Here is a 15,539-nt window from a genome sequence, read left to right as displayed (position 1 = left end):
AGTAACAAAGTAGAGTAAATTAATGATTAATAAAAGACCCGCTGTAATATCACTGTTTGCAGGAGCAGGAGGATTAAACATGGGCTTTGAACGGCATGGGTACAAAATAGTTTGGGCAAATGGTATTGATAAGGATGCATGTGAGACACATAAATTATGGTCTAAGACAGAAGTAGTTTGTGGATATATAAGAGAAAATAATGGTAGTATCAATGACTAAATATAACTCTTGCAATCAATTGGATAGAGCCAAGAACCTATTTACGCAGTGTAAATTCACATTTATAGATTTATTCGCAGGAATAGGTGGTTTTCATATTGCACTTTCAAACATCGGCGGGAAATGTGTGTTTGCTTGTGAAATTGATAAATCTGCAAGAGAGACATATAAAATAAATCATAAAATATCTGACGATATATTTGGCAATGATATTACCAAAGTTGCAAGTATTGATATTCCAGACCACGATGTTTTATGGCACCGTCAAGTTAAGGGAGGTATAAATTAAGTATTGAGCAATTACAGGGAATGATTTATAGAATAGCAGTAACAATTTATCCTAGATTTTACCGCTATGCATATTACTCAAGCCCGAATAGACATCGTTTTCCAGCAAGCATTATTAGCCATACAGTATGGTTATATCATCGCTTTAATAATAGTTACCGAGATGTTCAAGAGCAGATGGCTTATCGAGGTATTATATTAAGTCATGAGACTGTAAGGTTTTGGTGTTATAAGTTTGTAGTTTATTTTCAAGATGTTATTAGTAAGAGAGAGCGAAAGCCAACTGATAAATGGCATTTGGATGAGATAAATATCAAGATCAAAGGTGAAGTATTCATATTATGGAGAGCTGTTGACTCTGAGGGACATGAATTAGAAGTATTACTGCAGAAGCGTCGTAACAAGAAATCAGCTATTCGCTTTTTATCAAGATTATTGGGTAATTATCCATGTCCAAGGGTTATTGTGACTGATAAGCTAAAAAGCTACATTAAACCAGTTAGGTATATGTGTCCTAGGACTAAGCATCGTACCGATAAAAGACTAAATAATCGGATTGAGAATGCCCATCAGCCAACTAGGAGAAAAGAGAAGATACTGATTAAATTTAAGCATCCTAATTCAGCACAATGTACATTATCACTGATGGGAAAAGTCAGAAATATATTTGCTGTAAATGTTGGAAGATATACTAAAACAGCATCTGAGCAAAGAATTGCATTTGCGTCCGCTAAATCCATTTGGGATGAAGCTACTCAAAGACTTCTTGCTGTCTGAAATCTAAAAATATAGTACTTTGTGACACTAATTTACTTAACTTGACGGTGCCTATGGAACTCGTATACAACTTGCATAAAAAGCTCATGTCCTCTATAATGCTGGACATTACTTCTTTCATAAAGAGTAAAAGTTCGTAATGGTAGTAACTATAGTAGCAGTAATTTGAGAGATAATAGATTTGATATTAAAGACTTAGATTATTATAGGAAGATTCATAATGGCTTTAGAACATTAGCTGATAAATACCCGAAACGCATCAAAACAATTAAGGTAACGGCTTTAAGTACACCAATACTAACACATAAGATTATCACAAAATATTATAATGATTTAGATTTAGGATAGAAGAAGGTAAAATATGGCAACAGCAATACACGCACAACAAGCATTTGAGCATATCAAACAGGAAATAGTAGAGAATATCAATGGCGGCACTACAACTCATGATAGTACAGCTGAATCAATTAAGAGTAACCGCATATTATCATTATCTGGTGGTGGAGTGAAGGGGATAGCTGAGCTTGTGGTACTTGCTGAGATAGAGGAACGTACAGGCAAATCTATATCAGAGTTATTCCCGATCATTACAGGCACTAGTGTTGGCGGTCTTATTGGAGCATTGCTAACTATCCCAAAAGAGCAAGGCTCAAACATAGCTAAATATAGTGCAAAAGATGCTTTGAAGATATTTACAGACGCGGCACCAAAGATCTTTGAACATCATTGGTATGATGGAATAAAACAAATATTCACCCATAAACACAGTCAAGGACCATTAAAAGAAATATTAGAGCAGCATTTGGCAGAATTAAGATTAGATGATACGACATCTAGATTAATAATCCCTGTTACTGATTTAGCAAGTAAAGATACAGAGGTTAAGATATTTGATAGTCAGGATGATTATAGTCCGCATATCAGAGTTCAGGACGTGTTACTAGCGACCACTGCAGCACCTACATACTTTAAGCCTGTAACTAATAAAGAGTATATTAAAGGTTATGAGAATCAGGAGGAAGTACTTTATGCATATGCCGATGGAGGGCTTTGGGCTAATAGACCAGCATATGAGGCACTTAAGATATTAAAGCGCGGTCATAGTAGGGAAGAGAATGCCAAAATACTAGATAATACCATGGTATTATCACTTAACTTTGACAATGATCGTGAGGCTAGCAGCTCTATACCTAAGATAGGATTTGATGGAGTAATAGTATGGCTTGTTAAAGGCAAGTTAGTCAGTCGTTTAATGCAAAGCAGTGAAGATAGCTCCACAGCAGAGGTAAGAGTAGATTTACCGGGAGAAGATGAGTTTGTGGAAGTAAAGCTACCTATTACTAAAGAGACAAGTAGTCTAGATAATAGTAACCTTCAAAACATTGAAGCTTTAGTAGCGGTAGGTCTTAAATATATAGAGGATCACACGGAGCAATTACAAAAGCTATGTGATAATTTAGTAAAATATGTAGAGGTAGAGACTAAAGCTATGCCTTATGAAAAAGTTACAGAAGATACAGAGGTAGTAATAAAACTTGGCTTAGATTTAGATAATAGTAGCGATGATGCTACGGTTCAAGCCGTTATTACAGACGAAAATAGAGGGCAGATACTTGATGGTATCAAGCAATATCTATCATCATTTGCAAATGAAAATCCCGATTTAAAAGAAAACATAAGTCAGTATCTAACTGCTGTGAGTGATTATAGTAATCAGGAATTAGAGAAGCTAATACTAGATTTTGCAGAAAGCCAAAAGGTAGTAAAAGAAATGGAGCTACATGAGGCAGAGAGTGTGCTTGCTCCTTATATGAGCTGCGGACAGGAAGCTAATCAAGAGTCCATGGAACTTGAAGGGATAGATGACGAAGTACAAAGTCATGAGGTTTTGGCTTAAGGAATAAATTCTAAGCGTATTATGTAATGTTAGTAGATAGCTTGGATTTATTGCTTCCGAGAGTACATGATTTATTTTTATGTATAAACCACTTAAGAAATATGTTAAAACTTTTAGTAACAAAGTAGAGTAAATTAATGATTAATAAAAGACCCGCTGTAATATCACTGTTTGCAGGAGCAGGAGGATTAAACATGGGCTTTGAACGGCATGGGTACAAAATAGTTTGGGCAAATGGTATTGATAAGGATGCATGTGAGACACATAAATTATGGTCTAAGACAGAAGTAGTTTGTGGATATATAAGAGAAAATAATGGTAGTATCAATGACTAAATATAACTCTTGCAATCAATTGGATAGAGCCAAGAACCTATTTACGCAGTGTAAATTCACATTTATAGATTTATTCGCAGGAATAGGTGGTTTTCATATTGCACTTTCAAACATCGGCGGGAAATGTGTGTTTGCTTGTGAAATTGATAAATCTGCAAGAGAGACATATAAAATAAATCATAAAATATCTGACGATATATTTGGCAATGATATTACCAAAGTTGCAAGTATTGATATTCCAGACCACGATGTTTTATGGCACCGTCAAGTTAAGGGAGGTATAAATTAAGTATTGAGCAATTACAGGGAATGATTTATAGAATAGCAGTAACAATTTATCCTAGATTTTACCGCTATGCATATTACTCAAGCCCCGAATAGACATCGTTTTCCAGCAAGCATTATTAGCCATACAGTATGGTTATATCATCGCTTTAATAATAGTTACCGAGATGTTCAAGAGCAGATGGCTTATCGAGGTATTATATTAAGTCATGAGACTGTAAGGTTTTGGTGTTATAAGTTTGTAGTTTATTTTCAAGATGTTATTAGTAAGAGAGAGCGAAAGCCAACTGATAAATGGCATTTGGATGAGATAAATATCAAGATCAAAGGTGAAGTATTCATATTATGGAGAGCTGTTGACTCTGAGGGACATGAATTAGAAGTATTACTGCAGAAGCGTCGTAACAAGAAATCAGCTATTCGCTTTTTATCAAGATTATTGGGTAATTATCCATGTCCAAGGGTTATTGTGACTGATAAGCTAAAAAGCTACATTAAACCAGTTAGGTATATGTGTCCTAGGACTAAGCATCGTACCGGCACCGTCAAGTTAAGTAAATTAGTGTCACAAAGTACTATATTTTGGGTCTGTCAGATTTTTTGTGTAAGTACGATTTCTCCATTTGCCCAATTTTGTAAATTAGTATCACAAAGTATAGCAAATTGATTTAAAGCCATCGCCCAATTCTTAATAGGCATTGTCCATTTTTTAGAGGCATTTGTCAACGCCAAAAAGATTATTTTCTGAATCGATTTGTCATCTGGAAATACTCCTTTATTTTTAATAATTTTACGAATTTGACGGTTAGTGGATTCAATAGCATTAGTAGTGTAAATCGCCTTCCTAATGTCTTCCGGAAAGCTAAAAAATGGAGCTATGCCAGACCAATTTCGTTGCCATATGTCAAAAATAACTGGATATTTTTCATCCCATTTTTTGGCAAAGTTTTGTAATTCTCTTAATCCCTCTGCTTCATTTATTGCAGAATAAACTGCTTTTAAATCAGCTGTTACCGCTTTTAGATCTTTGTATGATACGTATTTTACAGAATTTCTTACCATATGAACAATACACAACTGCACTATCGTCTTTGGAAAAATGCTATTTATCGCCTCTGGAAAACCCTTAAGACCATCAACACATGCAACATATATTTGTGCAACTCCTCGATTCTTCAGTTCTGTTACTACCTGCATCCAAAATTTACACCCTTCATTCTTGCCTATCCAAATTCCTAATAGCTCTTTCTTGCCCTCCATATTCACTCCAATAGCTAGATAAACCGCTTTATTTATTATTACATGATTATCTCTTGCCTTAACATGAATACAATCTAAGTACATTATAGGATATACATTATCAAGTGCTCTATTCTGCCAAGCAGTTACTTCCTCTAAAATACCATCAGTTACCTTTGATATTAACTCAGATGATACCTTGGTGGCATATAGTTCTTCTAAGTGCCCTTGTATTTCCCTAATGGTCATTCCCCGAGCATATAAGGATATTACTTTATCATCAAATCCTTCAAATTTACGCACTCCTTTTGGAATTAGTTGAGGTTCAAATTCTCCATCCCGATCCCTTGGCACTTCTACTGTCAATTTACGACCTTCTGGATCTATTAGAGTCTTTTCATAATTACCATTACGTCTGTTATCTGAGTATTTCTCATTTTTAGAATGTTTCTCATAACCTATATGAGATTCCATTTCTTTCTCTAAAATCTTATTTACTATCTGCTTTTTAATTCCCTGAAATATCCCTTCTTTACCAAATATTTCAGATGGATCACTTTGTGATAGTATTTCTGATGGCACCGTCAAGTTAAGGGAGGTATAAATTAAGTATTGAGCAATTACAGGGAATGATTTATAGAATAGCAGTAACAATTTATCCTAGATTTTACCGCTATGCATATTACTCAAGCCCCGAATAGACATCGTTTTCCAGCAAGCATTATTAGCCATACAGTATGGTTATATCATCGCTTTAATAATAGTTACCGAGATGTTCAAGAGCAGATGGCTTATCGAGGTATTATATTAAGTCATGAGACTGTAAGGTTTTGGTGTTATAAGTTTGTAGTTTATTTTCAAGATGTTATTAGTAAGAGAGAGCGAAAGCCAACTGATAAATGGCATTTGGATGAGATGAATATCAAGATCAAAGGTGAAGTATTCATATTATGGAGAGCTGTTGACTCTGAGGGACATGAATTAGAAGTATTACTGCAGAAGCGTCGTAACAAGAAATCAGCTATTCGCTTTTTATCAAGATTATTGGGTAATTATCCATGTCCAAGGGTTATTGTGACTGATAAGCTAAAAAGCTACATTAAACCAGTTAGGTATATGTGTCCTAGGACTAAGCATCGTACCGATAAAAGACTAAATAATCGGATTGAGAATGCCCATCAGCCAACTAGGAGAAAAGAGAAGATACTGATTAAATTTAAGCATCCTAATTCAGCACAATGTACATTATCACTGATGGGAAAAGTCAGAAATATATTTGCTGTAAATGTTGGAAGATATACTAAAACAGCATCTGAGCAAAGAATTGCATTTGCGTCCGCTAAATCCATTTGGGATGAAGCTACTCAAAGACTTCTTGCTGTCTGAAATCTAAAAATATAGTACTTTGTGACACTAATTTACTTAACTTGACGGTGCCTATGGAACTCGTATACAACTTGCATAAAAAGCTCATGTCCTCTATAATGCTGGACATTACTTCTTTCATAAAGAGTAAAAGTTCGTAATGGTAGTAACTATAGTAGCAGTAATTTGAGAGATAATAGATTTGATATTAAAGACTTAGATTATTATAGGAAGATTCATAATGGCTTTAGAACATTAGCTGATAAATACCCGAAACGCATCAAAACAATTAAGGTAACGGCTTTAAGTACACCAATACTAACACATAAGATTATCACAAAATATTATAATGATTTAGATTTAGGATAGAAGAAGGTAAAATATGGCAACAGCAATACACGCACAACAAGCATTTGAGCATATCAAACAGGAAATAGTAGAGAATATCAATGGCGGCACTACAACTCATGATAGTACAGCTGAATCAATTAAGAGTAACCGCATATTATCATTATCTGGTGGTGGAGTGAAGGGGATAGCTGAGCTTGTGGTACTTGCTGAGATAGAGGAACGTACAGGCAAATCTATATCAGAGTTATTCCCGATCATTACAGGCACTAGTGTTGGCGGTCTTATTGGAGCATTGCTAACTATCCCAAAAGAGCAAGGCTCAAACATAGCTAAATATAGTGCAAAAGATGCTTTGAAGATATTTACAGACGCGGCACCAAAGATCTTTGAACATCATTGGTATGATGGAATAAAACAAATATTCACCCATAAACACAGTCAAGGACCATTAAAAGAAATATTAGAGCAGCATTTGGCAGAATTAAGATTAGATGATACGACATCTAGATTAATAATCCCTGTTACTGATTTAGCAAGTAAAGATACAGAGGTTAAGATATTTGATAGTCAGGATGATTATAGTCCGCATATCAGAGTTCAGGACGTGTTACTAGCGACCACTGCAGCACCTACATACTTTAAGCCTGTAACTAATAAAGAGTATATTAAAGGTTATGAGAATCAGGAGGAAGTACTTTATGCATATGCCGATGGAGGGCTTTGGGCTAATAGACCAGCATATGAGGCACTTAAGATATTAAAGCGCGGTCATAGTAGGGAAGAGAATGCCAAAATACTAGATAATACCATGGTATTATCACTTAACTTTGACAATGATCGTGAGGCTAGCAGCTCTATACCTAAGATAGGATTTGATGGAGTAATAGTATGGCTTGTTAAAGGCAAGTTAGTCAGTCGTTTAATGCAAAGCAGTGAAGATAGCTCCACAGCAGAGGTAAGAGTAGATTTACCGGGAGAAGATGAGTTTGTGGAAGTAAAGCTACCTATTACTAAAGAGACAAGTAGTCTAGATAATAGTAACCTTCAAAACATTGAAGCTTTAGTAGCGGTAGGTCTTAAATATATAGAGGATCACACGGAGCAATTACAAAAGCTATGTGATAATTTAGTAAAATATGTAGAGGTAGAGACTAAAGCTATGCCTTATGAAAAAGTTACAGAAGATACAGAGGTAGTAATAAAACTTGGCTTAGATTTAGATAATAGTAGCGATGATGCTACGGTTCAAGCCGTTATTACAGACGAAAATAGAGGGCAGATACTTGATGGTATCAAGCAATATCTATCATCATTTGCAAATGAAAATCCCGATTTAAAAGAAAACATAAGTCAGTATCTAACTGCTGTGAGTGATTATAGTAATCAGGAATTAGAGAAGCTAATACTAGATTTTGCAGAAAGCCAAAAGGTAGTAAAAGAAATGGAGCTACATGAGGCAGAGAGTGTGCTTGCTCCTTATATGAGCTGCGGACAGGAAGCTAATCAAGAGTCCATGGAACTTGAAGGGATAGATGACGAAGTACAAAGTCATGAGGTTTTGGCTTAAGGAATAAATTCTAAGCGTATTATGTAATGTTAGTAGATAGCTTGGATTTATTGCTTCCGAGAGTACATGATTTATTTTTATGTATAAACCACTTAAGAAATATGTTAAAACTTTTAGTAACAAAGTAGAGTAAATTAATGATTAATAAAAGACCCGCTGTAATATCACTGTTTGCAGGAGCAGGAGGATTAAACATGGGCTTTGAACGGCATGGGTACAAAATAGTTTGGGCAAATGGTATTGATAAGGATGCATGTGAGACACATAAATTATGGTCTAAGACAGAAGTAGTTTGTGGATATATAAGAGAAAATAATGGTAGTATCAATGACTAAATATAACTCTTGCAATCAATTGGATAGAGCCAAGAACCTATTTACGCAGTGTAAATTCACATTTATAGATTTATTCGCAGGAATAGGTGGTTTTCATATTGCACTTTCAAACATCGGCGGGAAATGTGTGTTTGCTTGTGAAATTGATAAATCTGCAAGAGAGACATATAAAATAAATCATAAAATATCTGACGATATATTTGGCAATGATATTACCAAAGTTGCAAGTATTGATATTCCAGACCACGATGTTTTATGGCACCGTCAAGTTAAGGGAGGTATAAATTAAGTATTGAGCAATTACAGGGAATGATTTATAGAATAGCAGTAACAATTTATCCTAGATTTTACCGCTATGCATATTACTCAAGCCCCGAATAGACATCGTTTTCCAGCAAGCATTATTAGCCATACAGTATGGTTATATCATCGCTTTAATAATAGTTACCGAGATGTTCAAGAGCAGATGGCTTATCGAGGTATTATATTAAGTCATGAGACTGTAAGGTTTTGGTGTTATAAGTTTGTAGTTTATTTTCAAGATGTTATTAGTAAGAGAGAGCGAAAGCCAACTGATAAATGGCATTTGGATGAGATAAATATCAAGATCAAAGGTGAAGTATTCATATTATGGAGAGCTGTTGACTCTGAGGGACATGAATTAGAAGTATTACTGCAGAAGCGTCGTAACAAGAAATCAGCTATTCGCTTTTTATCAAGATTATTGGGTAATTATCCATGTCCAAGGGTTATTGTGACTGATAAGCTAAAAAGCTACATTAAACCAGTTAGGTATATGTGTCCTAGGACTAAGCATCGTACCGGCACCGTCAAGTTAAGTAAATTAGTGTCACAAAGTACTATATTTTGGGTCTGTCAGATTTTTTGTGTAAGTACGATTTCTCCATTTGCCCAATTTTGTAAATTAGTATCACAAAGTATAGCAAATTGATTTAAAGCCATCGCCCAATTCTTAATAGGCATTGTCCATTTTTTAGAGGCATTTGTCAACGCCAAAAAGATTATTTTCTGAATCGATTTGTCATCTGGAAATACTCCTTTATTTTTAATAATTTTACGAATTTGACGGTTAGTGGATTCAATAGCATTAGTAGTGTAAATCGCCTTCCTAATGTCTTCCGGAAAGCTAAAAAATGGAGCTATGCCAGACCAATTTCGTTGCCATATGTCAAAAATAACTGGATATTTTTCATCCCATTTTTTGGCAAAGTTTTGTAATTCTCTTAATCCCTCTGCTTCATTTATTGCAGAATAAACTGCTTTTAAATCAGCTGTTACCGCTTTTAGATCTTTGTATGATACGTATTTTACAGAATTTCTTACCATATGAACAATACACAACTGCACTATCGTCTTTGGAAAAATGCTATTTATCGCCTCTGGAAAACCCTTAAGACCATCAACACATGCAACATATATTTGTGCAACTCCTCGATTCTTCAGTTCTGTTACTACCTGCATCCAAAATTTACACCCTTCATTCTTGCCTATCCAAATTCCTAATAGCTCTTTCTTGCCCTCCATATTCACTCCAATAGCTAGATAAACCGCTTTATTTATTATTACATGATTATCTCTTGCCTTAACATGAATACAATCTAAGTACATTATAGGATATACATTATCAAGTGCTCTATTCTGCCAAGCAGTTACTTCCTCTAAAATACCATCAGTTACCTTTGATATTAACTCAGATGATACCTTGGTGGCATATAGTTCTTCTAAGTGCCCTTGTATTTCCCTAATGGTCATTCCCCGAGCATATAAGGATATTACTTTATCATCAAATCCTTCAAATTTACGCACTCCTTTTGGAATTAGTTGAGGTTCAAATTCTCCATCCCGATCCCTTGGCACTTCTACTGTCAATTTACGACCTTCTGGATCTATTAGAGTCTTTTCATAATTACCATTACGTCTGTTATCTGAGTATTTCTCATTTTTAGAATGTTTCTCATAACCTATATGAGATTCCATTTCTTTCTCTAAAATCTTATTTACTATCTGCTTTTTAATTCCCTGAAATATCCCTTCTTTACCAAATATTTCAGATGGATCACTTTGTGATAGTATTTCTGATACTAATTTTTCTATAGCTGGATTTGATACTTTGTTATTGTTCTTCATATTAGCTCCATGTAAGTTGTTTATGTTATTTTTATTCTTAACTATTTTTACAACTTACACAAACTTCCTGACACCCTCTATATTTTTAGATTTCAGACAGCAAGAAGTCTTTGAGTAGCTTCATCCCAAATGGATTTAGCGGACGCAAATGCAATTCTTTGCTCAGATGCTGTTTTAGTATATCTTCCAACATTTACAGCAAATATATTTCTGACTTTTCCCATCAGTGATAATGTACATTGTGCTGAATTAGGATGCTTAAATTTAATCAGTATCTTCTCTTTTCTCCTAGTTGGCTGATGGGCATTCTCAATCCGATTATTTAGTCTTTTATCGGTACGATGCTTAGTCCTAGGACACATATACCTAACTGGTTTAATGTAGCTTTTTAGCTTATCAGTCACAATAACCCTTGGACATGGATAATTACCCAATAATCTTGATAAAAAGCGAATAGCTGATTTCTTGTTACGACGCTTCTGCAGTAATACTTCTAATTCATGTCCCTCAGAGTCAACAGCTCTCCATAATATGAATACTTCACCTTTGATCTTGATATTCATCTCATCCAAATGCCATTTATCAGTTGGCTTTCGCTCTCTCTTACTAATAACATCTTGAAAATAAACTACAAACTTATAACACCAAAACCTTACAGTCTCATGACTTAATATAATACCTCGATAAGCCATCTGCTCTTGAACATCTCGGTAACTATTATTAAAGCGATGATATAACCATACTGTATGGCTAATAATGCTTGCTGGAAAACGATGTCTATTCGGGGCTTGAGTAATATGCATAGCGGTAAAATCTAGGATAAATTGTTACTGCTATTCTATAAATCATTCCCTGTAATTGCTCAATACTTAATTTATACCTCCCTTAACTTGACGGTGCCAATCCTCTACTTTTTTTTGACATTCTTTATCTGATGACTTAAATGACTTGTTTGAGTTATCTGTAACATTTAAGTATAATTCTTGTAAACAATTTTGATTTAATGTTTTAGCAATTCTTAAGGTAGGTTCTACCATGTGACAAAAAACAATTTTTCCGTCAGGTAATTCGCACCTTGTGTTAAAGTTTGTTTTTTTCATAATAATTTTCTAATTAATTAAACTTAATTGAAAATATCTAATAAACTTCAACTATGCAATAAAATATTTAAACTTCTTTTGAAAGGATTACAAAATACTCTTTTTCAAAGAGAAGAAATATACTTATCCAAATTTCTTGTCATTTCTAAGTAGTTAACTTTACCATTTGCAAGTAGCGGTATCTCAGGTAAAGTAATAACTATTTTCGGTATATAAAGTAAGGAAACCTTTGCCTTGCGTAGGTTATTTGTAAAATTTTCTCTATTTATGATAGTACTGGTAGTAAATAAAATAATTTTTTCCCCTTGCGTTTCATCTTGTGTAGAAATTGCAGCATGTAAGGAGCTAGGATCAATCTCACTTGCAAGCTCCTCGACTTTTGTAAGAGAAATCATCTCGCCAGCTATTTTGGCAAATCTTTTTAAACGTCCTAAAATGGTTATGTAGCCTTCTCCATCGATCTTAACTATATCACCCGTATCGTGCCATTCTTTATAAATATAGTTACCATTTTCGTCTAAATAACCAAGCATGACATTAGGACCACGAATTAGTAAACGTCCACCTTCGTCTATCCCTTCAACTTTTTCAAGTTTATATTCAATCTTTGACAACAACCTCCCAACAGTACCAGCTTTACTATGCATAGGGGTATTGCAAGCAATGATTGAGGAGCTTTCCGTTATACCATATCCCTCAAAAATGCGTATGCCATATTTATTAAGCCAAAATTGTCTGGTAGTTTCTTTTAGTTTTTCACTACCTGCAAATATATAACGCAATGAATAAAAATCATATGGATGAGCATAATTTGCATAGCCATTTAAAAATGTATCAGTTGAAATTAATATGGTTGCTCCGACATCATATATCATTTCTGGTATGCTGCGGTAATTTAAAGGTGAGGGGTATAAAAATAGCTTAATGCCGTTTAAAGTTGTAATAATCGCTCCACCAAGTCCAAAGCAGTGGAATAATGGCAGTGAGTTAAATACTATATCATCAGGGCTAAAAGGTATTTTAGCGGTTGCTTGATATCTATTAGCTTGCAGATTTCTATGAGATAACATTACAGCTTTAGGCTCCCCTTCGGTACCTGAAGTGAAAATTATTACTGCTGGTTTTTCATCATCACGATTACGGCAAAAATACTTATAATAAGTTTTAGAAAAACGGATGCCCATTGAGGCTTTTAATTTTAGAGCTAGATTGATTTGGTTTTTAAAATCTTCTAAATATATTACTTTAATACCAAAATCTAATAAATTAGTTATTAATTCGTGTAGCTCTGCTTTTTCTATAAATTGCTTTGAGGTATAAATTACTTTTAGCTGTGCAGTTTTACATGAGTTAATAATAGTATTTATCCCGCTACTCCAATTAATTATAGCTGGAACAAATCCGCTAAATTGCATGGCATAAAAGGTAATTAGTGTATTTGTTGTGTTAGGTAGCATTAAACCTAGATGCTTGCCAAAAATATTATTTCTTTTGATTAAATCACCAAGAATAAAAGATTTGAGTATTAAATCACGATAAGTAGCTTTGTTATTTTCAAAGTCATTAACTATTCTTTTCTTAAACCCATGAATTTTGGCAGCTTCTATCAGCGATGCAAATAAAGTATTCTTATAGTCTGAACTCTCAAACATCATATCAGCCATAATATCATATAGAGTTCTTGCTATATATTGGCGTCTTTCTTGACCGGATGCAGCACCAATATCAGCAAATTTTACTGGTGGTAGAACAGTAACAGTAATTTTAGGAAATATTTTTCTCTTTAATATATTTTGTAGTTTTGAGAAATGAGTAAATTGTGTGCCATCTATTCTAACTGGTAAAATAGTTGCGTTTGCTTTATCGGCGATCATTCCAGGACCTTCGTAAATCTTCATTAAAGAGCCAGTAACACTTATTCTACCCTCCGGAAAAATAGCTATTTTTCGGTCATTTTGTACTTCTTTTACTAAGGTCTTAATTGCCATTGGGTTGTTTGGATCAACAGGCAAAGTATTAGCCATACGTAAGAATGGTCTAATCCACCATATTTTGCGTATATCAGGGCTTATTGCAAAGGTCATTTCTTCCTTTAGGTAAGTAGCAATTAGCGGTGGATCGAGATATGAAATATGGTTGGCAATTACTACTACTTTGTTACCTGCTTTCTGTAAATTCTCAAGCCCTTTAACTTCAACCTTATACATTAAATCAAACCAAAATTGGAATATTCTACGCAAGACAGGGTAAGGAATAATTTTAACTTCAGGGATTAGGTGATAAATATATATGGTAACGATGATATTAGATAGGCTGATAAATAATATTATCCAAGGTATCGTAAAATTTAAATAAAATAATAATGATAGGATAATAGTTGATCCCACCATAAAGATAGAATTAATTAGGTTGTTTACGGCAATAATACGGCTGCGGTGAGCGGGATTTGCGTAATGCTGTAATATAGCAAAAAGAGGCACGATATATAATCCACCAATTGCTGCTAAAAAGAATAGATCGATAACTATTCGCCAATTATGCCTTTTTGATAAAAATATAAAAATACTTTTTAGTTGAGCTGGTTCATAAGCAACTGCACTAATTCTACTAGCAAAAAATAAATCGATGCCAAAAATACTAATGCCAAGTGCTGAAATAAAGAGGTATTTAACAGTAATTTCGTTTTCAAATATTTTGCTACATAAAAATGAACCGACCCCAACACCAAGCGAGAAAACTGCTAAAAATAAATTAGCAACATTCTCATCAGCTTTAAACGTTATTTTAGCAAGTAAAGGTATCTGAGAAATTATAGCAGCTCCAATAAACCAAAACCATGAAATGCCTAGTATTGCTAAGTATATTTGCTTTTTGGTTTGAGCATATCTTATCATATTTAGGCTTTCGCTTATGATATTAAAATTTATCTTGATATCACGATTTGCGTTATTTGATTTTGGTGTAGTAAGACTTGAAATAAAGCCAATAGCTGCAATTGTAATTAAGGAATAAATTATGAAATTATTACTGATTGTGTAATAGCTGCCGATTATAGTACCAATGAAAATAGCGATGAAAGTTCCAGCCTCAACAAAGCCGTTAGCTCCAAGCAATTCCTCTTTACTTAAATGATCAGGAAGAACGCTATATTTAATTGGACCAAAGAAAGTGGAATGAATACCCATCAGGCAAATAGAGCAGAGCAGTACTATAATGTTATTATGATGAAAGCCATAAATTGCAAAAGCGATTATAGCAATCTCGCAAGCTTTTATGATTTTAATTAGGGTAGAGCGTTCATATTTATCAGCGATTTGTCCGGCTATACTTGCAAATATTATAAAAGGTAGAACAAAAATAGCATTGGTAACTAAAACAAGTAAGTTATTATATTTGCTTAGAGAACCAACAACTCCATAAGTAATTAAAATTACAAGAGCATTTTTCAAGATGTTATCGTTAAGACAACCACATAATTGTACTATAAAATTCGGTAAGAATCGCCTATCCTTAAAGAGATATAATTTATTTGAATCCATAGTATATAGTAGTTTATTTTAATGATTACAATTATCTAATCAATTTAATATCAGCATTATTTAATTTTAGTTTTGCCCATATTTTATCGGCAG

The 15,539-nt window shown here is 34.0% G+C and carries 18 protein-coding genes; 14 read left to right on the top strand and 4 right to left on the bottom strand.

The window, feature by feature from the left end:
- Positions 1–22 precede the first annotated feature (22 nt).
- The 8 genes from BA173_RS01880 (at position 23) to BA173_RS01845 (ending at position 4,469) form a co-directional block, all read left to right on the top strand.
- Positions 23–220: a DNA cytosine methyltransferase gene (locus BA173_RS01880; protein ID WP_068042343.1), complete on the top strand. Its 198-nt coding sequence runs from the start codon at positions 23–25 to the stop codon at positions 218–220.
- Positions 213–509 carry a DNA cytosine methyltransferase gene (locus tag BA173_RS01875; protein WP_068042339.1) on the top strand — a complete coding sequence of 99 codons (297 nt, stop codon included), beginning with the start codon at positions 213–215 and terminating at the stop codon, positions 507–509. The genes BA173_RS01880 and BA173_RS01875 overlap by 8 nt, the downstream gene beginning before the upstream one ends.
- Positions 510–529: 20 nt before the next feature.
- Complete coding sequence (locus BA173_RS01870; RefSeq protein WP_198387187.1) at positions 530–1,285, top strand: IS6 family transposase; 756 nt, start codon at positions 530–532, stop codon at positions 1,283–1,285.
- A gap of 165 nt (positions 1,286–1,450) precedes the next feature.
- Complete coding sequence (locus BA173_RS01865; RefSeq protein ID WP_068042348.1) at positions 1,451–1,633, top strand: hypothetical protein; 183 nt, start codon at positions 1,451–1,453, stop codon at positions 1,631–1,633.
- A 13-nt stretch (positions 1,634–1,646) separates the two neighbouring features.
- Positions 1,647–3,182, top strand: coding sequence for a patatin-like phospholipase family protein (locus BA173_RS01860; protein WP_068042346.1), 1,536 nt, complete (start codon positions 1,647–1,649; stop codon positions 3,180–3,182).
- Positions 3,183–3,319: 137 nt separating this feature from the next.
- Positions 3,320–3,517: a DNA cytosine methyltransferase gene (locus tag BA173_RS01855; protein WP_068042343.1), complete on the top strand. Its 198-nt coding sequence runs from the start codon at positions 3,320–3,322 to the stop codon at positions 3,515–3,517.
- Positions 3,510–3,806, top strand: a complete 297-nt coding sequence (locus BA173_RS01850) for a DNA cytosine methyltransferase (RefSeq protein ID WP_068042339.1) — start codon at positions 3,510–3,512, stop codon at positions 3,804–3,806. The genes BA173_RS01855 and BA173_RS01850 overlap by 8 nt, the downstream gene beginning before the upstream one ends.
- Positions 3,807–3,872: 66 nt before the next feature.
- Positions 3,873–4,469, top strand: a complete 597-nt coding sequence (locus tag BA173_RS01845) for an IS6 family transposase (RefSeq protein WP_095568262.1) — start codon at positions 3,873–3,875, stop codon at positions 4,467–4,469.
- On the opposite strand, the gene BA173_RS01840 is transcribed toward BA173_RS01845, so the two are convergent.
- Positions 4,394–5,629 (bottom strand): IS256 family transposase, encoded by a 1,236-nt coding sequence (locus tag BA173_RS01840; protein ID WP_410528029.1) that lies wholly within the window; start codon positions 5,627–5,629, stop codon positions 4,394–4,396. The two genes, BA173_RS01845 and BA173_RS01840, sit on opposite strands and share 76 nt — an antisense overlap.
- 87 nt (positions 5,630–5,716) lie before the next feature.
- On the opposite strand from BA173_RS01840, the gene BA173_RS01835 reads away from it, so the two are divergent.
- The 6 genes from BA173_RS01835 to BA173_RS01810 all read left to right on the top strand — a co-directional run bounded on the left by BA173_RS01835 (position 5,717) and on the right by BA173_RS01810 (position 9,611).
- Entirely contained in the window at positions 5,717–6,427 is a 711-nt protein-coding gene (locus tag BA173_RS01835; RefSeq protein ID WP_095568243.1) for an IS6 family transposase, read from the top strand.
- A gap of 165 nt (positions 6,428–6,592) precedes the next feature.
- Positions 6,593–6,775: a hypothetical protein gene (locus BA173_RS01830; RefSeq protein ID WP_068042348.1), complete on the top strand. Its 183-nt coding sequence runs from the start codon at positions 6,593–6,595 to the stop codon at positions 6,773–6,775.
- Positions 6,776–6,788: 13 nt separating this feature from the next.
- Complete coding sequence (locus BA173_RS01825) at positions 6,789–8,324, top strand: patatin-like phospholipase family protein (protein ID WP_068042346.1); 1,536 nt, start codon at positions 6,789–6,791, stop codon at positions 8,322–8,324.
- A gap of 137 nt (positions 8,325–8,461) precedes the next feature.
- Positions 8,462–8,659 (top strand): DNA cytosine methyltransferase, encoded by a 198-nt coding sequence (locus tag BA173_RS01820; protein WP_068042343.1) that lies wholly within the window; start codon positions 8,462–8,464, stop codon positions 8,657–8,659.
- Positions 8,652–8,948 carry a DNA cytosine methyltransferase gene (locus tag BA173_RS01815; protein ID WP_068042339.1) on the top strand — a complete coding sequence of 99 codons (297 nt, stop codon included), beginning with the start codon at positions 8,652–8,654 and terminating at the stop codon, positions 8,946–8,948. Before BA173_RS01820 ends, BA173_RS01815 begins: the two co-directional genes overlap by 8 nt.
- A 66-nt stretch (positions 8,949–9,014) precedes the next feature.
- A complete protein-coding gene (locus BA173_RS01810; protein WP_095568262.1) occupies positions 9,015–9,611 on the top strand; it encodes an IS6 family transposase in 597 nt (198 codons plus the stop codon).
- On the opposite strand, the gene BA173_RS01805 is transcribed toward BA173_RS01810, so the two are convergent.
- The 3 genes from BA173_RS01805 to BA173_RS01790 form a co-directional block, all read right to left on the bottom strand.
- The gene (locus BA173_RS01805; RefSeq protein WP_068042377.1) at positions 9,536–10,807 is read right to left on the bottom strand and encodes an IS256 family transposase; all 1,272 of its coding nucleotides are present in this window, start codon (positions 10,805–10,807) and stop codon (positions 9,536–9,538) included. The two genes, BA173_RS01810 and BA173_RS01805, sit on opposite strands and share 76 nt — an antisense overlap.
- A 92-nt stretch (positions 10,808–10,899) precedes the next feature.
- Positions 10,900–11,610, bottom strand: coding sequence for an IS6 family transposase (locus BA173_RS01800; protein WP_095568243.1), 711 nt, complete (start codon positions 11,608–11,610; stop codon positions 10,900–10,902).
- A gap of 401 nt (positions 11,611–12,011) precedes the next feature.
- A complete protein-coding gene (locus tag BA173_RS01790; RefSeq protein ID WP_068042023.1) occupies positions 12,012–15,446 on the bottom strand; it encodes an acyl-[ACP]--phospholipid O-acyltransferase in 3,435 nt (1,144 codons plus the stop codon).
- Positions 15,447–15,539 lie beyond the last annotated feature (93 nt).

This window comes from Rickettsia sp. MEAM1 (Bemisia tabaci) (genome assembly GCF_002285905.1).
Classification (GTDB): Bacteria; Pseudomonadota; Alphaproteobacteria; order Rickettsiales; family Rickettsiaceae; genus Rickettsia.
This window is presented reverse-complemented; position numbering and strand designations above follow the sequence as displayed.

Coding starts and splice junctions, on each gene's coding strand:
- BA173_RS01870 (WP_198387187.1), top strand. CDS start 530: ATGATTTATAGAATAGCAGTAACAATTTATCCTAGATTTTACCGCTAT.
- BA173_RS01835 (WP_095568243.1), top strand. CDS start 5,717: ATGCATATTACTCAAGCCCCGAATAGACATCGTTTTCCAGCAAGCATT.
- BA173_RS01805 (WP_068042377.1), bottom strand. CDS start 10,807: ATGAAGAACAATAACAAAGTATCAAATCCAGCTATAGAAAAATTAGTA.
- BA173_RS01845 (WP_095568262.1), top strand. CDS start 3,873: ATGCATATTACTCAAGCCCCGAATAGACATCGTTTTCCAGCAAGCATT.
- BA173_RS01880 (WP_068042343.1), top strand. CDS start 23: ATGATTAATAAAAGACCCGCTGTAATATCACTGTTTGCAGGAGCAGGA.
- BA173_RS01855 (WP_068042343.1), top strand. CDS start 3,320: ATGATTAATAAAAGACCCGCTGTAATATCACTGTTTGCAGGAGCAGGA.
- BA173_RS01860 (WP_068042346.1), top strand. CDS start 1,647: ATGGCAACAGCAATACACGCACAACAAGCATTTGAGCATATCAAACAG.
- BA173_RS01825 (WP_068042346.1), top strand. CDS start 6,789: ATGGCAACAGCAATACACGCACAACAAGCATTTGAGCATATCAAACAG.
- BA173_RS01800 (WP_095568243.1), bottom strand. CDS start 11,610: ATGCATATTACTCAAGCCCCGAATAGACATCGTTTTCCAGCAAGCATT.
- BA173_RS01815 (WP_068042339.1), top strand. CDS start 8,652: ATGACTAAATATAACTCTTGCAATCAATTGGATAGAGCCAAGAACCTA.
- BA173_RS01875 (WP_068042339.1), top strand. CDS start 213: ATGACTAAATATAACTCTTGCAATCAATTGGATAGAGCCAAGAACCTA.
- BA173_RS01810 (WP_095568262.1), top strand. CDS start 9,015: ATGCATATTACTCAAGCCCCGAATAGACATCGTTTTCCAGCAAGCATT.
- BA173_RS01790 (WP_068042023.1), bottom strand. CDS start 15,446: ATGGATTCAAATAAATTATATCTCTTTAAGGATAGGCGATTCTTACCG.
- BA173_RS01850 (WP_068042339.1), top strand. CDS start 3,510: ATGACTAAATATAACTCTTGCAATCAATTGGATAGAGCCAAGAACCTA.
- BA173_RS01820 (WP_068042343.1), top strand. CDS start 8,462: ATGATTAATAAAAGACCCGCTGTAATATCACTGTTTGCAGGAGCAGGA.